Genomic DNA, 18,977 nt, shown 5'->3' with positions numbered 1-18,977 from the left:
GGCGCGCAGCCGCCATACCAACCCTGCGCGCACATGCTCGGCTCCGAACGTCAGGACGTTCTCCGCCGAGCATCACACCGCAATGCCCCCATCGACATGCAGCAACTGCCCGGTGACGTAGCGCGCGGCCGGCGAGGCCAGAAAGGTGATCCCCGCCGCCACATCCTCCGGCTCGCCCAGGCGCCGCAGCGGAATGCGCGCCAGCGTCTCCTGCCACTGTGCATCGGTCAGCGCGCGATGCGCCCCGGCGTCCTTGCGCGTATAGCCCGGCACCACCGCATTCACCGTGATCTTGGGCGCCCATTCGATGGCGAGCGCCTTGACCAGCGCCTCCACCGCCGCCTTGGCCGCGGCGGAAGCCGGGAAGGTCGGCGTGTCCGTGCGGAACACATGCGCGACAAAGGAGGAGACGGCGATCAGCCGCGACTCCTGCCCCGCCGCCAGATGCGACGCAGCCGCCTGCGCTAGAGCCAGAAAGCCCTGCGCGATCACCGCCTGGCTGCGAGCGAAGGCTTCGGCGGTGAGCTGGGCGATCGGCGTGCGGTCCGCGAATCCGGCATTGGCGACCAGCACGTCGAGCCCGCCGAGCGCCACCGCCGCTTCGGCGACGATCCGCGCAGGCGCCGCAGCATCCTCGAGATCGCCCAGCACCAGATGCGCCATGCCGCCCTTCTCCCGCACCGCGGCCGCGGTGCGCTCCGCCCCCTCCCGGTTGCTGCGGGTATGGACGGCGATGGTGACGCCGGGCGCCGCCAGCAGCCGGCAGGCCGCGGCCCCGATGCCGCTCGCTGCCCCCGTCACCAGTATCCGCCGTTCCGCCATGCGCCCTGCTCCTCTTGCCGGTACCCGATCCGGCCCGCATCCTGCCCGAACTTGTCCGATCGCGTGATTCAGACTTTTCGGCCGGCCCGGCCTGAGGTCATCACGCTCAGCATAGAAGGGGGGAAGCGCGTATGGCGCTCACGGTGCTCGAGCCTGAGGGGCTCTATCCCGACACATCCGTCGAGGATGCGGTCCTGAAGGGTGGCGCGCGCATCCTGCGCGGCAATGCCAAGAGCAGCATGAGCGAGCTGCCCGATGCCATGCTCGCCGAAGCCGATGCGATCATGACCTTGCGCTGCCCGGTGCGGGCCGAGGACATCGCGCGTGCACCGAAGCTGAAGCTCGTTGTCCGCATGGGCGTCGGCTATGATCGGGTGGACCGGGAAGCCTGCGCGGCGCGCGGCATCACCGTCTGCAACACCCCGGACTACGGCACCATGGAGGTCGCGGAATTCGCGGTGCTGCTGGCGATGTCGCTGCGCCGCGGGCTGACGCTCTATCATGATACGCAGCGCGGCTCCTCGCCCGCCCCCTGGGCGGTCATGCGCCACCCGGTGGTGCGGCGGCAGGAGGTGCAGACCTTCGGCCTGCTCGGCTGCGGCCGCATCGGCACAGCCGCCGGGCTGCGCGCCAAGGCGCTCGGCTACCGCGTCGTCTTCCACGATCCCTTCCAGCCGAATGGCTGGGAGCGCGCCCTCGGCTTCGAGCGCGTCCGGACGCTCGATGAGTTGCTGGCGCAGTCCGACGTGCTCTCGATCCATGCGCCCCTGACCCGCGCCACCCGCGGCCTGGTGGGCGAGCGGGAGTTGCGGCTGCTGCCGAAGAATGCGGTGGTGGTGAACACGGCGCGCGGCCCGATCCTCGACCTCGATGCGCTGGCGAAGCTGCTGAAGGAAGGCCATATCGCCGGCGCCGGCCTCGACGTGATCCCGGTGGAGCCGCCGGTCGAGCCGCTGCCGGAACTCCTCCGCGCCTATCGCGCGCGGGAGGACTGGGTGCTCGGCCGCGTGATCGTCACCCCCCATATCGCTTTCCATTCGCCGGAGGCCTGGGAGGATATCCGGCGCCTGTCCGTCGAGACGGTCCGCGACGTCCTGTTGGAAGGCAAGCGCAGCAACGTCATTCCGCCGGAGAGCGAGTAAGGGCCCGGGGAGGGGGAGGCTGCATTGCCCGCCGCCAAGCTGTAGGGTGGGTCAAACCAGAGCACGGGACATCCAATGAAGCGCCGCGTCCTCATGACCTCCCCCCTCCTCGCCGCCCCCTTCGTCATTCCCGTGCAGGCCGCGGCGCAGGCGGCACCGCAGATCGTGACCGAGGAGCATATGATCCCCTCGGGCGATGCGGGAATCGAGCTGTTCCTGCGCAGCAAGCGGCCGGAGGGCCTGGCCGCCCGCCCCGGCCGCACCCTGCTGATGGTGCATGGCGCGACCTATCCGGCCTCGACCGCCTTCGACCTGCCGCTCGGCGGCGGCCCGTCCTGGATGGACTATATCGCCGGCAACGGCTTCGATGTCTGGTGCCTCGACCTGCGCGGCTATGGCCGCAGCACTCGCCCGCCCGAGATGGCGCAGCCGCCCGAGGCCAACCCGCCGCTGGTGCGCGGGGAACAGGCGGTGCAGGACATCACGACCGCCGCGGCCTTCATTCGCAATGCACGGTCGCTGCCGAAGCTCTGCATGCTCGGCTATTCCTGGGGCACCGCCCTGATGGGGCGCTTCGCCGCCGAGAACCCGGCGCTGGTGGAGCGGCTGGTGCTCTATGCACCGGTCTGGCTGCGCCAGAGCGCCAGCCTCGCCGACCCCGGCGGCAATCTCGGCGCCTATCGCCTGGTGACCCAGCAGGCGGCGCGCGCCCGGCGCGGCGCCGGCGTGCCGGAGGACAAGCGCGCCGGGCTGGTGCCGGCCGGCTGGTTCGAGCATTGGGCCGGCGTCACCTGGGCGACCGATCCCGAAGGCCAGCGCCGCAACCCACCGGTGCTGCGCGCGCCGAACGGCTCGGTCGCGGATGGGCGAGAATACTGGGCCGCCGGCCGGCCCTTCTACGATCCCGCGAAGATCACCGCGCCGACCCTACTGGTCCTCGGCGAATGGGACCAGGACACGCCGCCCTACATGGCGCAGACGCTGTTCCCGCTGCTGACCAATTCGCCCGGGAAACGCCTGGTGCTGCTCGGCGAAGGCACGCATGGCATGTGGATGGAGCGCAATCGCGGCGCCCTGTTCCTGGCGGTGCAATCCTTCCTCGGCGAAGCCCCGGCCGCCTGATCTCCATCTCCGGCGGCGCGACGCCGCCGGACTGATCTGCCAGCGGCTCAAGCGAGCCCGCCACGGGTCAGTGTCTCCATCTGAGCGCGTGATCCGCATCCCCGGCTGCGTCAGCCTGGAATGGCTACGCCCGTCCCAACACGGTCAAAAAACACCATGCCGGACACGTCCATGCCGCGCAGCGGTCTCCGGGCCGAACTGCGCGCGCTGCTCGCCCTCGCGGCGCCGCTGGCGCTCACCAACCTGTCACAATTCGCGCTGGCGCTGACCGATGCGCTGATCCTGGGGCGGCTCTCCACTCAGGCGCTGGCGGCGGCGACGCTTGGGGCCAACCTCTATTGGGCGATGCTGGCGCCGAGCTTCGGCATCGCGCTCGCCGCGGCGCCGATGCTGGCGCAGTCCCGCGGCGCCGGGCGTCGCGGCGGCGGGCTTGGCCGCGGCTGGATGCGGGAGATGCGGCGCGATGCACGCCAGACTGTCTGGGCGATCGCCGCGCTGACGCTGCCGGCCTGGCTGGTGATGTGGCACGCCGACGCGATCCTGCGCCTGCTCGGGCAGGATCCGGCCCTGGCGGCACTCGCCGGCGACTATGTGCGCGCGATGATGTGGGGCATGCCCGGCTTCTGCGGCTTCGTCCTGCTGCGCGGCTTCCTCGCGGCGATGGAGCGACCGAACGCGGCACTCTGGGTCTCCGGCAGCGCAGTGCTGCTGAATGCCGTGCTGGCCTGGATCCTGGTCTTCGGCGGCGCCCCCTGGGGCGTCGGGTCCTGGCATGGCTGGGGCGTGACCGGCGCCGGCATCGCCAGCGCCATCGCCAACCTGACCATGCTCGGCGTGCTGCTGCTGTTGATCCGGCGCGACCGGCAATTGCACCGCTTTCGCCTGCTCGGGCGCTTCTGGCGCCTCGACCTCGCGCGCCTCGCGGAGGTGTTCCGGGTCGGGCTGCCGATCGCGGCGCAGATGCTGCTGGAGATTGGGGTCTTCGCCACGGCGCTGATCGTGGTGGGCTGGTTCGGCGCGATTTCCGTGGCCGCCCACGCCATCGCCGTGCAGATCGCGACCTGCACCTTCATGATCCCGATGGGCATCGGCCAGGCCGCGACCTCCCGCGTCGGGCTCTTCGTCGGCGCCGGCGCGACGGCCGCGGCGGCCTGGGCCGGGCGGGTCGCGATCCTGCTCGGCGCCGGCTTCATGGTGCTGATGGCGGTGCTGCTGATCGGCTTCTCCGGCCCGCTCACCTGGGCCTTCCTGGAACCGGCCGACCCGAGTGCCGCGGCGGCGGCCGAGCTCGGCGCCGCGTTGCTGGTGATCGCAGGCGTCTTCCAGCTTGCCGATGGCGTGCAGGTGGTGGCCGCAGGCGCGCTCCGTGGCTTCAAGGACACGCGGGTGCCGATGCTGTTCGCCGCCCTCGGCTATTGGGGCATCGGTCTGCCGCTCGGCGTCGCGCTGGCGCTGCCGGTGGGGCTCGAGGCCCGCGGGGTCTGGTGGGGGCTGGCCGCCGGGCTGGCGGTGGTGGCCGTGCTCATGCTGCGCCGCTGGCGCCGGCTGACCGCCGCCGCCCGCCGTTGACAGCGTCCGCCGAGGGCGAGAGCCTGCCTCCCCAAGATAGTGGGAGGCGAGGAGCCATGGCCGGCGCCGATCAGACCAAGAAGCATTTCCGCCTGCGCAGCCAGCGCTGGTTCGACGACCCCGAGGATCCCGGCATGACCGCGCTCTACATCGAGCGCATGCTGAATTACGGGCTGACGCGGGGCGAGTTGCAGTCGGGCAAGCCGATCATCGGCATCGCTCAGACCGGCAGCGACATCGCGCCCTGCAACCGGCACCATATCGATCTGGCGGTGCGCACCAAGGCCGGCATCCGTGACGCCGGCGGCATCCCGCTGGAGTTTCCGATCCATCCCATTCAGGAAACCGGCAAGCGCCCGACCGCGGCGCTCGACCGCAACCTGGCCTATCTCTCGCTGGTCGAGGTGCTGCACGGCTATCCCCTGGACGGTGTCGTGCTGACCACGGGCTGCGACAAGACGACGCCCGCCTGCCTGATGGGTGCCGCCACGATGAACATCCCGGCGATCGTGCTGTCCGGCGGGCCGATGCTCGATGGCCACTACAAGGGGCGGCTCACCGGCTCCGGCACCATCGTCTGGGAAGCGCGCAGGATGCTGGCACAGGGCCAGCTCGACTATGACGGCTTCATGGAGCTGGTGGCGAGCAGCGCGCCGAGCGTCGGCCACTGCAACACTATGGGCACCGCGCTGTCGATGAATTCCCTGGCGGAAGCGCTGGGGATGTCGCTGCCCGGCTGCGCGGCGATCCCCGGCCCGCACCGGGAGCGCGGGCAGATGGCCTATGCCACGGGCCGGCGCATCGTCGCGATGGTGGGCGAGAATCTTCGGCCCTCCGACATCATGACGCGCGCCGCCTTCGAGAATGCGATCCTCTGCGCCTCCGCGATCGGCGCCTCCACCAATTGCCCGCCGCATATCATCGCAATTGCCCGGCACATGGGCGTCGAACTCTCGATCGAGGATTGGCAAACCATCGGCCAGGACATTCCGTTGCTGGTCGATTGCCAGCCGGCCGGCCGCTTCCTGGGCGAGGCCTTCCACCGCGCCGGCGGCATCCCCGCCGTCATGGCGGAGCTCAAGCAAGCCGGCAAGCTGCGCGGCGAGGCGCGCACGGTGACCGGCAGGACCGTCGCCGAGGACCTGGCCGAAGTGCCGCCACCGGACCGCGAGGTGATCCGCGCCTATGCCGAGCCGATGAAGGAGCGTGCGGGCTTCGTCATCCTCTCCGGCAACCTCTTCGACAATGCGGTGATGAAGGTGAGCGTCATCGACGAGGCCTTCCGCCGCCGCTTCCTGTCGAACCCGCCCGATGTCTTCGAAGGCAAGGTCGTCGTCTTCGAAGGGCCGGAGGACTATCACGATCGCATCGAGGATCCCTCGCTCGGGATCGATGAACATACGGTACTGGTGATCCGCAATTGCGGACCGGTCGGCTATCCCGGCAGCGCGGAGGTGGTGAACATGCAGCCGCCGGCTGCACTGCTGAACAAGGGAATCTCGGCGCTGCCCACCATGGGCGACGGGCGACAGAGCGGCACCTCCGGCAGCCCCTCCATCCTCAACGTCACACCGGAAGCGGCGGTCGGCGGTGGACTGGCACTGCTGAAATCGGGTGATCCGATCCGCATCGACCTGACGACCCGCAAGGTCGACGTGCTGATCCCGGAAGCGGAGCTGGCCGCCCGCCGCGCCGCCTGGACCCCGCCCAAGCTGCTGAACAAGACGCCCTGGGAGGAGATTTACCGCAGCATGGTCGGCCAGCTCGGCACCGGCGGCTGCCTGGAGCCGGCGACCATGTATCTCGATATCCTGACGACGCGCGGCGAGAGCCGCCATAACCACTGAGCGTCCGATGACCGGATGGGGTCCGACCTATACGTCGGACGGCCCGAAGGTTTGAATCGGACGCTCCACTGACAAGGGAGCGGGACATGACCGGACGCCTCGCGGGCAAGGCCTGCTTCGTCACCGCGGCCGGCCAGGGCATCGGCCGCGCTTCCGCCATCGCCTTTGCACGCGAGGGCGGTCGCGTCATCGCGACCGACCGTGATGCCGCGAAGCTCGCCGGCCTCGAAGAGCACGGCGTCGCGACGCAGCGGCTCGACGTGCTGGATGACCACGCGCTGGCAGCCGCCATGGCGAAGGCCGGGCCGCTCGACGTGCTGTTCAACTGCGCGGGCTTCGTGCACCAGAACACGGCCGAGACCTGCAGCGACGCCGAATGGGACGCGGCCTTCGCACTGAACGCCCGCAGCCAATGGAAGGCGATGCAGGCGGCGCTTCCCGGCATGCTGGCCAAGGGCGGCGGCGCCATCGTCAACATGGCGAGCGCTGCCGGCAGCGTGAAAGGCGTCGCCAACCGCTTCGTCTATGGAGCGACCAAGGCTGCCGTTGTCGGCATGACCAAGAGCGTCGCTGCGGACTACGTGACCCGCGGCATCCGCTGCAACTGCATCTGCCCCGGCACGGTGGACACGCCAAGCCTCGGCGAACGCGTCGCCGCCAATGCCGTGGCGGCGGGTGGCCTCGAGGCAGCGCGCGCCGCCTTCGTCGCCCGCCAGGCGATGGGCCGCCTCGCCAATGCCGAGGAGATCGCGGCACTCGCCGTCTATCTCGCGAGCGACGAGAGCGGCTTCATGACCGCCCAGGCCATCGTCATCGACGGCGGTTGGACGAATTAATGTCCTCAGGCGCCGGCGCGACCTCCGGTCGCTTGGCTTTCGCGCTGTCGGGTGCGCTCTGGCGACGGCTGTTGGTCGCGCGCGGGGCCGCATTCGCGGCCCCGGAGCATCGGCTTCGCCTTGCTCCGCAGAAACCAGTAGCAGCCTGCAGCTGCGTGGCGCGTGCTCTCCGAAGCCTAGGCGAAGGAGAGCCGGGGCATCGCTGCGCTCGCCCCGCAGCAACTATCGGCGGCCTGCGGCCGCACGGGCTTCGCTCTCGGATCGGTCAGGTGGCCGGCCCGTTCTTGTAACTCCATAAGGAAGACCTCGATGAAGCTTCTGCGTTACGGCCCGAAGGGCAAGGAAAAGCCGGGTCTGCTTGATGCTGCGGGCGCGATCCGCGATCTGTCGGGCATCATCCCGGATCTCGCCGGCGAGGCGCTGTCGCCCGGTGTGCTGGCCAAGATCGCAGGCCTCGACCCGAACACGCTGCCGAAGGTCGACGGCAATCCGCGCCTCGGCCAATGCGTCACCGGGCTGACAAACTTCGTCTGCATCGGCCTGAACTACGCCGACCACGCGGCCGAGACCGGCGCCGCGATCCCGAAGGAGCCGATCGTCTTCCTGAAGTCGCTCGGCGCCGTCACCGGCCCGAACGACGACGTCATCATCCCGCGCAACAGCGTGAAGACCGACTACGAGGTCGAGCTCGCGGTCATCATCGGCACCACGGCGCGGCACGTGCCGGAGGAGAAGGCGCTGGATTACGTCGCCGGCTACGCCATCGCCAATGACGTCTCGGAGCGTGAGTGGCAGGCCGAGCGTGGCGGCGCCTGGGACAAGGGCAAGGGCTTCGACACCTTCGGGCCGCTCGGCCCCTGGCTGGTGACCAAGGACGAGATCCCCGATCCGCAGAACCTCGCGATGTTCACCGAGGTGGACGGCAAGCGGATGCAGAACGGCAGCACGAAGACGATGATCTTCGGCGTGAAGCAGCTCATCGCCTATGTCAGCCAGTGCATCACCCTGCATCCGGGCGATGTCATCAGCACCGGCACGCCGCCGGGCGTCGGCCTCGGCGTCAAGCCGACGCCGATCTTCCTGAAGGCCGGGCAGACCTTGCGCCTCGGCATCGCAGGGCTCGGCGAGCAGACCCAGAAGCTGGTGCCCTGGAGCGCCTGAGCAGCGGTCGGATCGCCTCCGGGCGGAACCGCCCGGAGGCGTGAATCGGATCGCCAGAAAAAAGCGCGGCGGGCGCCGTTAGAGCGTGATGACTTGAGGCGGAATCGCCGAAAAGTCTGAATCACGCGATCAAACAAAAGGCTAGAGCATGATCCGTGAGCGCAAGCGAGCGCATCATGCTCTAGGTGCCCGCCAGCGAGAGCAGCGCGACGGCGGCCATCAGGCAAGGGATCGCGGCCAGCCAGCGGCGCAGCGCCGTCCGCATGTGCGGGCGCGCTGCTGGTGGCTGGCGGGAGGGCGTGAACCAGATCAGCCCGCCCGACCACCAGGGCAGGCCGCCGCGCCAGGCCCGCGTCATGGCCATCAGCGACGCCAGCAGGAAGCCGAGGCCGGCGACCAGCAGCATGGCACCGACGCCTGACGTCACCATGCCATAGGCCGGGCTCACATCGTCGCCCCGATGGTCCATGGCGCGAATTCGGAAGCGCCGAAGCCGAGCGCCTCGCTTTTCGTCCGCTCCCCGCTCGCGACGCGCAGCATCAGCTCGAAGATGCGCTCACCGCATTGCGCGACGCTCTCCTCGCCAGTCAGCACGGTGCCGCAATTCACATCCATGTCGTCCGACATCCGCTCATACATCGCGCCGTTGGTCGCGAGCTTGATCGAGGGCGCCGGCTTCATGCCGAAGACGCTGCCGCGCCCGGTCGTGAAGCAGACCAGGTTGGCGCCGCCCGCCACCTGGCCGGTGGCGGCGACCGGGTCGTAGCCCGGCGTGTCCATGAAGACGAAGCCCTTCTTGGTCACCGCCTCGGCATAGCGATAGACATCGACCAGGTTCGTGGTGCCGGCCTTGGCCATGGCGCCGAGCGACTTCTCCAGGATTGTGGTGAGGCCGCCCGCCTTGTTGCCGGGCGACGGGTTGGCATTCATCTCCGCCTGCTCGCGCTCGGTGTAGCGTTCCCACCAGCGCATCAGCTCGACCAGCTTCTCGCCGACCTCCTGGCTGACCGCACGACGGGTCAGCAGATGCTCCGCGCCATAGGTCTCCGGTGTCTCCGACAGGATGACCGTGCCGCCATGCCGAACCACCAGATCGGACGCAGCTCCGAGCGAGGGATTGGCGGTGATGCCCGAATAGCCATCGGAGCCGCCGCATTGCAGCGCCACGGTCAGCTCGCTCGCCGGCACCGTCTGCCGCCGCGAGGTGTTGGAATCCGCCAGCACCTCCCGCACGAAGCTGATCCCGGCCTCGACCGTCTTGCGGGCACCGCCGCTGTCCTGGATGTCCATGCTGCGCAGCCGCCCGGCCAGGCGCTGCTCCTCCAGCATCGGCGCGAGCTGGTTCACCTCGCAGCCGAGGCCGATTGCGATGACATGGGAGAAATTGGCGTGGCGCGCGAAGCCGGCGAGCGTGCGGCGCAGCAGGGTCAGCGGCTCGCCCATCGTCATGCCGCAGCCGGTCTTGTGGGTCAGCGCGACGACGCCGTCGACATGCGCCCAATCGGCGAGTGGATTGTCGCCGGTGATCGGGTTCGGCTCGAACTGCCGCGCGATCAGATCGGCGACATGGGCGGAGCAGTTCACGCTGGTGATGATGCCGATGTAGTTGCGGGTGGCGACGCGGCCATCGGCGCGGCGGATGCCTTCGAAGGTGGCGGGCACCGGCACCGCCTTCGGATCGCGGGCATCGACGCCCCAGGCGTAGTCCTTGGCGAAATCGCCCATGGCGCAGTTATGCGTATGCACCCAGGCGCCCGGCGCGATCGCATCGGTCGCGAAGCCGATGATCTGGCCATAGCGCCGGATCGGCTCCCCCTTCTCGTGTAGGCGGGTGGCCACCTTGTGCCCGGGCGGGATACGCCGCTCGCCCACTGCGACGCCCGGCGCCACCGGCGTCCCCGGCGGCAGCGCGATGCGGGCGATCACCACCCCGTCCTCGGGATGCAGGCGGATGACGGGGGGCAAGGTGGCTGCGTCCATGGCGTGGCTCCCTGATCGTAGAGCGTCCGATTCAGATCTCCGGGCCATTCGGCCATCCGATCATCGAACGCTCAGGCTTTCGCCGGATGCTAGCCTCGCCGCAGCCCTATCTCATAGCGTCCGGTTGGCGCGCGCCAGGATCGCCTGGAACAGCACCTGCGCGCCCGCCTCCGCCTCCTCCGGCTGGATGCTCTCCGCCTCGTTGTGGGAAAGGCCGTCCTTGCAGGGGGTGAAGATCATCGCGGTGGGCACGCTGCGCGCGACATAGACCGCGTCGTGGCCGGCGCCGGAGATGATCTCCCGCGTCGAATAGCCGAGCCGCGCCGCGGCCTGGCGCACCAGGTCGACGCAGCCGGGATCGAAGGGTTGGTGCGGGATTTTGAAGAGCTGAGTGAGCTCGAGCGGCGTGCGGTTGGCGGTCGCGATCGCCTCCGCCATGGCCGGGAAGCCGGCGGCCAGCTCCTCGATGACAGCGGTCTCCGGGTGGCGGAACTCGATCGAGAAGCGCACCTCGCCCGGCACCACGTTGCGACTGGCATTGACCACCTGCAGCCAGCCGACGGTGCCGCGGCCGTCATCGCCGCGTTCGCGCATGAGCTTGTCCACGAGATCGATGATCCGGGCCGCGGTCAGCAGCGCATCCTTGCGGGCGGAGGGCGGCGTGGTGCCGGCATGGGCGTCCTGGCCGGTGACCACGGCATCATACCAGACCTGCGCCTGGGCGCCGGTGACGATGCCGACCTCCTTGCCCTCGCGCTCCAGGATCGGTCCCTGCTCGATATGCAGCTCGAAATAGGCGTCGGCCGGAAAGGGCTTCGCGGCATGCTCGCCCTTGTAGCCGATGCCCTCGAGCGCCTCGCCGACCGTGACGCCCTCGGCGTCCTTGAGCGCATAGGTCTTGTCGAGACCGTAGATCCCGGCCCAGGTGCCGCTGCCCATCAGCGAATGGCCGAAGCGGCTGCCTTCCTCATCGGTCCAGTTCACCAGCTCGATCGGCGCCTCGGTCGCGATGTTGAGGTCGTTCAGCGTGCGCATCACCTCGAGCCCGGCGATGACGCCGAGCGCGCCATCGAACTTGCCGCCCGTGGGCTGGCTGTCGAGGTGGCTGCCGAACAGCACCGGCAGGCGGCTGGGGTCCCGCCCCTCCCGCCGCGCGAACATGTTGCCGATGGCATCGACCCGGACCTGGAGGCCGAGCGCCTCGCACCAGGTGCGGAACTGGTCGCGGCCGCGCTTGTCGACATCGGTCAGCGTCAGGCGGCGCACGCCGCCCTTGGGCGTCGCGCCGATCTCGGCCATGGCCATCAGGCTGTCCCACAGCCGCTTGCCGTCGATCCGCTGATTGCTGCCGCTCATAGCCCCTGCCTCGTGCTCAAGGCTCCGGACTATCGCGCTGCCGCCTCCGAAGGCAAGCGATCCCCGGGCCAGATGCCCGGCGTCGCGAATTCCAGGAGATGCCCGTCCGGGTCGCGGAAATAGACGCTGTGGCCGCCGCGCGGCCAGTCCGTGCGCCCTTCGATGGCGATGCCGCGCGTCGCCAGCCAGGCCTCCCAGGGCGACAGGTCGCCTTCGGCGACGGAGAACGCCATATGCAGCGGCCCCGCCCCGTCATGCGGCGGGATGGTGCCGCCCGGCATCACCGCCGTCTCGGTGGTCGAGCCGCGCCGGAACAGCAGCAGCACCGAGCGGGGCGCCACTTCATAGGCGGTCAGCCGGTCGTCGGTGAAGACGGGCGCGAGGCCCAGGACATCCTCATAGAAGTCGCGCGCACGGGGCATCGCGTCGACATAGAGTGCCGTTTCCAGCACGCTGGCCAGCTTCGGTCGCATGGGCGCCACCTCCGTCGGACATCTTGTCCTGGGCGCTGGCCTCTGCAAGCCTCATGCGTTCCGGGGAGAGTTCACATGGCCCATGCCCTCGGTGCCGCGACGGCACCCGCGATCCTGCGCAATTCCGATCTCGATGGCGATGCGGTGCGCCAGGCGCGCGTCGATCTCGCGGCCTGCTTCCGCATGGCGGCGAAGCTCGGCATGCATGAGGGCATCTGCAACCACTTCTCGGCCATGGTGCCGGGGCGCGACGACCTTTTCCTGGTGAACGCCTATGGCCTCGCCTTCAGCGAGGTCACGGCATCCAATCTGCTGGTCTGCGACTTCGGCGGCAACGTGGTGGCCGGCCAGGGCGTGCCGGAAGCGACAGCCTTCTATATCCATGGCCGCCTGCACATGAAGAACCCGCGCGCCCGCGCCGCCTTCCACACCCATATGCCGAACGCGACCGCGCTCGCCATGCTGGAAGGCCCGCCGCTGGTCTGGGCCGGGCAGACGGCGCTGAAATTCTATGGCCGCACCGTGGTCGATGAGGAGTATGGCGGGCTCGCGCTCGACGAGGCGGAGGGCGATCGCATCGCCGCCTCGATGGGCGAGGCCGACGTGGTCTTCATGAAGAACCACGGCGTCATGGTGATCGGCCAATCGATCGCCGAGGCCTGGGACGACCTCTATTACCTGGAGCGCGCCGCGGAGGCGCAGCGGCTTGCCATGTCGACCGGCCGCGCCCTGAAGCCGGTGCCGCCGGAGATGGCCGAGCGGACCTACCGGCAGATGCGCGAGGGCGACCGCGAGAGCGCGCGCCTGCACCTCGAAAGCGTCAAGCGCATCCTGGCCCGCGAGGCGCCGGAGTTCATGCACTGACCACCCGCGCGCCGGCGAGTACCGCCGGCCTGGTCATCCTGCTGTTGACCGCCGCGGGTTGGGGCCTGAACTGGCCGGCGATGAAGCTGCTGGTGGGTGAGCTGCCACCGCTCGCGCTGCGTGCCTGGCCGGGGCTGGCAGGGGCGGCCATCCTGGCCTGCCTGGCATTGGCGATGGGCGAAAGCCTCGCGGTCCGGGCAGCGGTGTTGCCGCGCCTGATTCTGATATCGCTGCTCAACGTGACTTCCTGGATGGGCCTCGCGATCTTCTCGCTCTATTGGCTGAGCGCGAGCGAAGCGGCCATCACCTGCTACACCATGCCGATCTGGACCGTGATCTTCGCCTGGCCGGTGCTCGGGGAGCGGCCGACGGCACGACGTCTGATCGCGCTCGCCATCGGCTTCGCGGGCGTCGCGGTCCTGATGCTCGGGCACGGGATCGAGATCGGGCTGGCGAAGCTGCCGGGCGTGTTGTTCGCGTCCGGCGCTGCGTTGCTCTTCGCGATCGGCACGGTGGTCACCAAACGCTGGCCGGTCACCATGCCGCCCCTCGCCGGCGCTGCCTGGCAGGTCGGCATCGGCTGCGTGCCATTGATGGCGCTGTCGCTCGCCTTCGAAGCCGTCGATCCCGCGAGCGTGCCGGCGTCGCGATGGCTGCTGCTGGCCTATGCCGCGCTGGTGCCACTCTGCATCTGCTACGCGGGGTGGTTTGCTGCGCTGCGACGGCTGCCGGCTTCCGTTGCCTCCGTCGGCACCTTGATGGCGCCGGTGGTCGGCGTGATCGCTTCGGCGACCGCGCTGGGCGAGCCGTTCGGCGCGCGGGAGGTGCTGGCCCTGGTCCTGACCCTCGGCGGCGTGGTGCTGGCCGCCCGCGGCTGACCGGGCGGCCAGCAGCACCGTCAGTGCAGCTGGGCCAGCGCCTGCTTGTGGTTCATCTTAGTCACCACCTTGCCATCCTTCACTTCGGCGACCGCCGAGATGTCGAGGAAATGGTGATGGCCATCGGCGCTGTCGTCCTTGGTCAGCTTGATGCGATCGCCATCGAGATGATCGACCGTGCCGACATGGTTCCCGCAGGAGCCGACGACTTCCATATGCTCGGTGATCTGATTCGGATTGATCATGCTTCGTGTCCTTTCCGCAGGGACGGTGCAGCCCGTCCGCGACAGGTCAACGAAGCGGCATGGCGGCCGGCTGCATGACATTTTTCGGCGTTCGGGCCGGATCGCCATGCGAAGGATCGGCGCAATGGCCATGCGCGTGATCGGCCAGCGTCTCCAGGATGCGGCAGTGCCCCGCGGCGCCGCCGGCGCAGGCCTCCGCCATGCGCGCCAGCTCCGCCCGCAACGCCGTGAGCTGGCGGAGCTTGGCATCGATCGCCGTCACCTGCGCGGTCGCCACGGCATGCGCCATGTTGCAGTCGCGGTCCGGATGCGCCGCGAGGTCGAGCAGGTCGCGGATCGCCGGCATCGGGAAGCCAAGCTCCCGCGCATGCCGGATGAAGCCGAGACGGTCGCGATGCGCGGTGCCGTAGACCCGGTGCCCACCCTCGGTCCGGGCCGGCGGTGGCAGCAGCCCCTCCGTCTCGTACCAGCGGATGGTCGTGGCTTTCACGCCGGTGGCCCGGGCGAGCTCGCCGATCGACAATGTGGTCATGCCTTGCTCTCCTGTTCCGCCAGGAAACGGGCGAAAGTGGCCAGCGTCCGCTCGCTGGCATGGTGTTCCAGCCCCTCGGCATCGGCTTCCGCGGTTTCGCGATCGAGGCCGACGGCCAACAGGAAGCGCACCATCAGGTCATGCCGCCGCTTCGCGGCCTCGGCCATCGCATCTCCCGCCCGGGTCAGGAACAGGCCGCGATAAGGCTTGGTTTCGACCAGCCCTGCCCGTTGCAGCCGCGCGACGGTCGCTGTCACCGTCGCCTGCGAAACGCCCATGCGCCGTGCCAGATCCACGGCCCGCGCCTCCCCTTCCTCGCGCAGCAGGTCGGCGATCAGTTCGACATAATCCTCGGCGACGGCGGCACGATCCGCCTCCCGCTGACGCAGGAAGCGGGCGGCATGATCATCGGCAGGCGGCAATAAACGTGAGGTCGTCGATTTTGGCATGGCAGGAATATGGGCATTCTTCACACGTGCTGCCTTGCATCATAGGTCATGCCGAGTATCTTAGCCGAGGCTAAGTTATGGAGCAGCTTCATGGCGCCGCCGCCCGGCCCCGACGCCGGATCATCACCCCGCGCCACCCCCGCTGACCTGCGCCCGCCGAGCCTGCCCGAAGTGCATCGCAGCATCAGGGTGCCGGATGCCGCCGGGTGGTTCCGCCGCCTCTTCGCCTTTGTCGGCCCCGGTTATCTGGTCGCCGTCGGCTATATGGACCCGGGCAACTGGGCGACCGCGCTCGCCGGCGGTTCGGCCTTCGGCTACACACTGCTCGCGGTGGCGCTCGCCTCCTCTCTGATGGCGATCCTGCTGCAGGCGCTCTGCGCCCGGATCGGCATCGCGACCGGCCGGGACCTGGCGCAGCTCTGCCGGGAACGCTTCCCGAAGCCGGTCGCCTATCCGCTCTGGTTCCTGGCCGAGGTCGCGATCTGCGCCACCGACCTGGCGGAGCTGATCGGCACCGCCATTGCGCTGGAGCTGCTGTTCGGCATTCCGCTGCTCTATGGCGTGATGCTGACCGCGCTTGACGCCTTCCTGATCCTCTGGCTGCAGCACAAGGGCATGCGCTGGCTGGAAGCGCTGATCTTCGGCCTGATCGTGCTGATCTTCAGTTGCTTCGCGGTGCAGATCGCGATGGCCGATCCGGTCTGGGGCGATGTGCTGCGCGGCTACATCCCGGCGGCCTCGATCGTCACCAACGAGACGCAGCTCTACATCGCCCTCGGCATCCTCGGCGCCACGGTGATGCCGCACAATCTCTATCTGCACACCGCCCTGGTGCAGTCCCGCGATGTCGGCCCGACCATCGAGGAGAAGCGGGAGGCGGTGCGCTTCGCGACCATCGACAGCACCATCGCGCTGACCTTGGCGCTGTTCATCAACTCCGCCATCCTGGTCACCGCGGCCGCCACCTTCCACACCAGCGGCAACACCGAAGTGGCTGAGATCGGCGACGCCTATCGGCTGATGGCGCCGCTGCTCGGCAGCGGCCTGGCCGCCATGCTCTTCGCCATCGCGCTGCTGCTCTGCGGGCTGAACGCGACGGTGACGGCGACACTCGCCGGCCAGGTGGTGATGGAAGGCTTCCTCCGCTTCCGCCTGCCACCCTTCTTCCGACGGCTGGTGACCCGGCTGGTCGCGATCGTGCCGGCGGTGGTGGTCACCTGGCTCTACGGCGCCAGCGGCACGGCGCAGCTCCTGATCCTGTCGCAGGTGATCCTGTCGTTGCAGCTTCCCTTCGCGATCATTCCGCTGATGCTCTTCGCCTCCGACCAGCGGCGGCTCGGGGCGCTGGCGGCGCCGCGCTGGCAACTCGTGGTTGGCTGGGCGATCGGCGCGCTGATCGTGGTGCTGAACATCAAGCTGCTGGCCGATTTCATCCTCGGCGATTGAGGAACGCTCCTGGGGGCTTGAACCTCCAGTCGCTGCAAGTTCCATATCTGCCGCCGGAGCGATGGAGCGGCGGTGATGGGTACGACGACCAAGCTGACCTGGCGGGTGGAGGGCATGGATTGTGCCGGCTGCGTCGCCAAGGTGACCCGCGCGGTCGAGCGCCTGCCCGGCGTCTCCGAGGTCGAGGTCAACCTGATGGCGGAGCGGCTGTCGGCGGCGCTGGCGCCGGGCACGGCCAGCGCCGAGACAGTCACCCGGGAGGTGACGGCACTCGGCTATGCAGCGACGCCGCTCTCGGAGACGGCCGCTGCCGCGGCAGCGGATGACGGCCATTCCCACGGCCACGCCCATGGCCAGGACGACCCCGCCGATCAGGGCAGGCCATGGTGGCGGACCGGCAAGGCGAAGCTGGTCTGGCTGCTCGGCGGGCTGGTCGGCGCCGCCTATCTGCTGTCGCTGCTGCTGCCGGAGCGGCTGACCTATCCGCTGTTCCTCGCCTCGACCGCCGTCGCCCTGGTCCCCTTCGGCCGCCGCGCCCTGGCGCTGGCCCGCGCCGGCAGCCCCTTCTCGATCGAGACGCTGATGTGCACGGCGGGGATCGGCGCCGCGGTGATCGGCGCCGCCGAGGAGGCCGCCATCGTCGTGCTGCTCTTCGCGCTCGGGGAATTGCTGGAGAACGTTGCCGCCGGCCGGGCACGGGCCGGCATCCGGGCGCTGGCCGGGCTGATGCCGCGCACTGCCCTGCGCCTGCACGCCGACGGCACCACCGAGCCGGTGACGCCGGAGCGGCTTGCCGTCGGTGACCTGGTGCTGGCACGGCCCGGCGACCGCGTGCCTTGCGACGGCGTCATCGAGGAAGGCCGCTCCGCCCTCGACGAGAGCCCGGTGACCGGCGAGAGCGTGCCCGTCGCGCGCGGCCCCGGCGACGCCGTGGTCGCTGGCAGCATCAATGCTGATGGCGCGTTGCGCATCCGCGTGACCCGCGCCGCCGCCGACAACACCATCGCCCGCATCATCCGCATGGTGGAGGACGCCACCGCCTCCCGCGCGCCGACCCAGCGCTTCATCGAACGTTTCTCCGCCTGGTGGACGCCGGGCGCCATGGCCGTCTCCCTGCTGGTGATCCTGCTGTCGCCGCCGCTGCTCGGCTGGGACTGGTGGACCAGCCTCTATCGTGGCCTCGCCGTGCTGCTGATCGCCTGCCCCTGCGCGCTGGTGATCTCGGTGCCGGCCGCCATGGCCTCCGGCCTCTCCGCAGGCGCCCGGCGCGGGCTGCTGGTCAAGGGCGGCGCGGCGCTGGAGGCGATCGGCGCCACCCAGACAATCGCCTTCGACAAGACCGGCACCTTGACCGAGGGCCGTCCCCGCGTGACCGACCTGCTGCCGGCGGCCGGCCGATCGGCGGAGGAGCTGCTCGGCCTCGCCGCCGGGGTCGAGCAGGGCTCGGCGCATCCGCTGGCCAAGGCGATCCTCGCCGCCGCCGGGGAACGCGGCCTGACCCCGCCGCCGGCGCGCGAGCAGACGGCAATCCCAGGGCGGGCGGTGACGGCGCTGGTCGCCGGGCGACGGATCAGCATCGGCAGCCCGCGCCATGCCGGGGAAGCCGGCACCGCGCTCGGGCCAGTGGCCGAGGCGCTGGCGGGGCTGGAAGGCGCCGGCAAGACGGTCGTCGTGGTGCTGGCCGACGATGCTCTGCTCGGCCTGATCGCCATGCGCGACGAGCCGCGCGGTGACGCCGCCACCGGCATCACCGCACTGGCGGGCCTCGGCGTAAGATCCGTCATGCTCACCGGCGACAATGCCCGCACCGGCGGCGCCATTGCGGCGGGCCTCGGCCTGGCTGTGAAGGCGGAGCTGCTGCCGGACGACAAGCTGCGGGAGATCGCGGCGCTGCGGCAGGCAGGGCCGGTTGCCATGGTAGGCGATGGCATCAACGACGCGCCGGCGCTGGCCGCCGCCTCGGTCGGCATCGCGATGGGCGGTGGCACCGATGTGGCGCTGGAGACCGCCGATGCCGCGGTGCTGAAGGACCGCGTGACCGGCGTTGCGGAGCTGGTGGCGCTGTCGCGCGCCACCATGGCGAATATCCGCCAGAACGTGGCGGTGGCGGTCGGGCTCAAGGGGCTGTTCCTGGTCACCACGCTGGCCGGGATCACCGGGCTGTGGCCGGCGATCCTGGCCGATACCGGCGCCACCGTGCTGGTGACGCTCAATGCGCTGCGCCTGCTGCGCTGGAAGCCGGAACTGGGCTGAGC

At 69.8% G+C, this 18,977-nt stretch carries 18 protein-coding genes; 10 read left to right on the top strand and 8 right to left on the bottom strand.

Annotated elements, in window-relative coordinates; genetic code table 11:
- Positions 1-72: 72 nt before the first annotated feature.
- Entirely contained in the window at positions 73-822 is a 750-nt protein-coding gene (locus GXW71_RS16150) for an SDR family NAD(P)-dependent oxidoreductase (RefSeq protein WP_211853562.1), read from the bottom strand.
- A 131-nt stretch (positions 823-953) separates the two neighbouring features.
- Here GXW71_RS16150 and GXW71_RS16145 point away from each other — a divergent pair, with 131 nt between their 5' ends.
- The 6 genes from GXW71_RS16145 (at position 954) to GXW71_RS16120 (ending at position 8,499) form a co-directional block, all read left to right on the top strand.
- Positions 954-1,964, top strand: coding sequence for a C-terminal binding protein (locus GXW71_RS16145; RefSeq protein ID WP_211853561.1), 1,011 nt, complete (start codon positions 954-956; stop codon positions 1,962-1,964).
- Between the two features lie 93 nt (positions 1,965-2,057).
- Positions 2,058-3,086 (top strand): alpha/beta hydrolase, encoded by a 1,029-nt coding sequence (locus tag GXW71_RS16140; protein ID WP_246526621.1) that lies wholly within the window; start codon positions 2,058-2,060, stop codon positions 3,084-3,086.
- A 171-nt stretch (positions 3,087-3,257) separates the two neighbouring features.
- Positions 3,258-4,655 carry an MATE family efflux transporter gene (locus GXW71_RS16135; protein ID WP_211853559.1) on the top strand — a complete coding sequence of 466 codons (1,398 nt, stop codon included), beginning with the start codon at positions 3,258-3,260 and terminating at the stop codon, positions 4,653-4,655.
- 56 nt (positions 4,656-4,711) lie between these two features.
- Positions 4,712-6,502, top strand: coding sequence for an IlvD/Edd family dehydratase (locus GXW71_RS16130; protein ID WP_211853558.1), 1,791 nt, complete (start codon positions 4,712-4,714; stop codon positions 6,500-6,502).
- Between the two features lie 86 nt (positions 6,503-6,588).
- Complete coding sequence (locus GXW71_RS16125) at positions 6,589-7,338, top strand: SDR family oxidoreductase (RefSeq protein ID WP_211853557.1); 750 nt, start codon at positions 6,589-6,591, stop codon at positions 7,336-7,338.
- 309 nt (positions 7,339-7,647) lie between these two features.
- The gene (locus tag GXW71_RS16120; protein WP_211853556.1) at positions 7,648-8,499 is read left to right on the top strand and encodes a fumarylacetoacetate hydrolase family protein; all 852 of its coding nucleotides are present in this window, start codon (positions 7,648-7,650) and stop codon (positions 8,497-8,499) included.
- A gap of 181 nt (positions 8,500-8,680) precedes the next feature.
- Here the strand turns inward: GXW71_RS16120 and GXW71_RS16115 are convergent, their stop codons facing one another.
- The 4 genes from GXW71_RS16115 to GXW71_RS16100 all read right to left on the bottom strand — a co-directional run bounded on the left by GXW71_RS16115 (position 8,681) and on the right by GXW71_RS16100 (position 12,308).
- Positions 8,681-8,968 (bottom strand): hypothetical protein, encoded by a 288-nt coding sequence (locus GXW71_RS16115; protein WP_211853555.1) that lies wholly within the window; start codon positions 8,966-8,968, stop codon positions 8,681-8,683.
- Positions 8,944-10,479, bottom strand: a complete 1,536-nt coding sequence (locus GXW71_RS16110) for a UxaA family hydrolase (protein ID WP_211853554.1) — start codon at positions 10,477-10,479, stop codon at positions 8,944-8,946. Before GXW71_RS16110 ends, GXW71_RS16115 begins: the two co-directional genes overlap by 25 nt.
- A 111-nt stretch (positions 10,480-10,590) precedes the next feature.
- A complete protein-coding gene (locus GXW71_RS16105; RefSeq protein WP_211853553.1) occupies positions 10,591-11,835 on the bottom strand; it encodes a Zn-dependent hydrolase in 1,245 nt (414 codons plus the stop codon).
- Between the two features lie 29 nt (positions 11,836-11,864).
- Positions 11,865-12,308, bottom strand: a complete 444-nt coding sequence (locus tag GXW71_RS16100; protein ID WP_211853552.1) for a VOC family protein — start codon at positions 12,306-12,308, stop codon at positions 11,865-11,867.
- 75 nt (positions 12,309-12,383) lie between these two features.
- Between GXW71_RS16100 and GXW71_RS16095 the strand changes: the two genes are divergently transcribed.
- Both GXW71_RS16095 and GXW71_RS16090 read left to right on the top strand, forming a co-directional pair.
- Complete coding sequence (locus GXW71_RS16095) at positions 12,384-13,172, top strand: aldolase (RefSeq protein WP_211853551.1); 789 nt, start codon at positions 12,384-12,386, stop codon at positions 13,170-13,172.
- The gene (locus GXW71_RS16090; protein WP_367617317.1) at positions 13,169-14,050 is read left to right on the top strand and encodes a DMT family transporter; all 882 of its coding nucleotides are present in this window, start codon (positions 13,169-13,171) and stop codon (positions 14,048-14,050) included. Before GXW71_RS16095 ends, GXW71_RS16090 begins: the two co-directional genes overlap by 4 nt.
- 20 nt (positions 14,051-14,070) lie before the next feature.
- Here the strand turns inward: GXW71_RS16090 and GXW71_RS16085 are convergent, their stop codons facing one another.
- Genes GXW71_RS16085 through mntR form a run of 3 tightly spaced genes read right to left on the bottom strand, consistent with a single transcriptional unit; the run spans position 14,071 to position 15,276 of the window.
- A complete protein-coding gene (locus GXW71_RS16085; RefSeq protein ID WP_211853549.1) occupies positions 14,071-14,295 on the bottom strand; it encodes a DUF2171 domain-containing protein in 225 nt (74 codons plus the stop codon).
- Between the two features lie 46 nt (positions 14,296-14,341).
- Positions 14,342-14,827 (bottom strand): MerR family transcriptional regulator, encoded by a 486-nt coding sequence (locus GXW71_RS16080; RefSeq protein WP_211853548.1) that lies wholly within the window; start codon positions 14,825-14,827, stop codon positions 14,342-14,344.
- A complete protein-coding gene (gene mntR / locus GXW71_RS16075) occupies positions 14,824-15,276 on the bottom strand; it encodes a manganese-binding transcriptional regulator MntR (protein WP_211853547.1) in 453 nt (150 codons plus the stop codon). The genes GXW71_RS16080 and mntR overlap by 4 nt, the downstream gene beginning before the upstream one ends.
- A 90-nt stretch (positions 15,277-15,366) precedes the next feature.
- Here mntR and GXW71_RS16070 point away from each other — a divergent pair, with 90 nt between their 5' ends.
- Both GXW71_RS16070 and GXW71_RS16065 read left to right on the top strand, forming a co-directional pair.
- Complete coding sequence (locus tag GXW71_RS16070) at positions 15,367-16,722, top strand: Nramp family divalent metal transporter (protein WP_211853546.1); 1,356 nt, start codon at positions 15,367-15,369, stop codon at positions 16,720-16,722.
- Positions 16,723-16,797: 75 nt separating this feature from the next.
- Positions 16,798-18,975 carry a heavy metal translocating P-type ATPase gene (locus GXW71_RS16065; RefSeq protein ID WP_246526620.1) on the top strand — a complete coding sequence of 726 codons (2,178 nt, stop codon included), beginning with the start codon at positions 16,798-16,800 and terminating at the stop codon, positions 18,973-18,975.
- Positions 18,976-18,977: the final 2 nt, after the last annotated feature.

Source organism: Plastoroseomonas hellenica (assembly GCF_018129085.1).
Taxonomy (GTDB): domain Bacteria; phylum Pseudomonadota; class Alphaproteobacteria; order Acetobacterales; family Acetobacteraceae; genus Plastoroseomonas; species Plastoroseomonas hellenica.
This window is presented reverse-complemented; position numbering and strand designations above follow the sequence as displayed.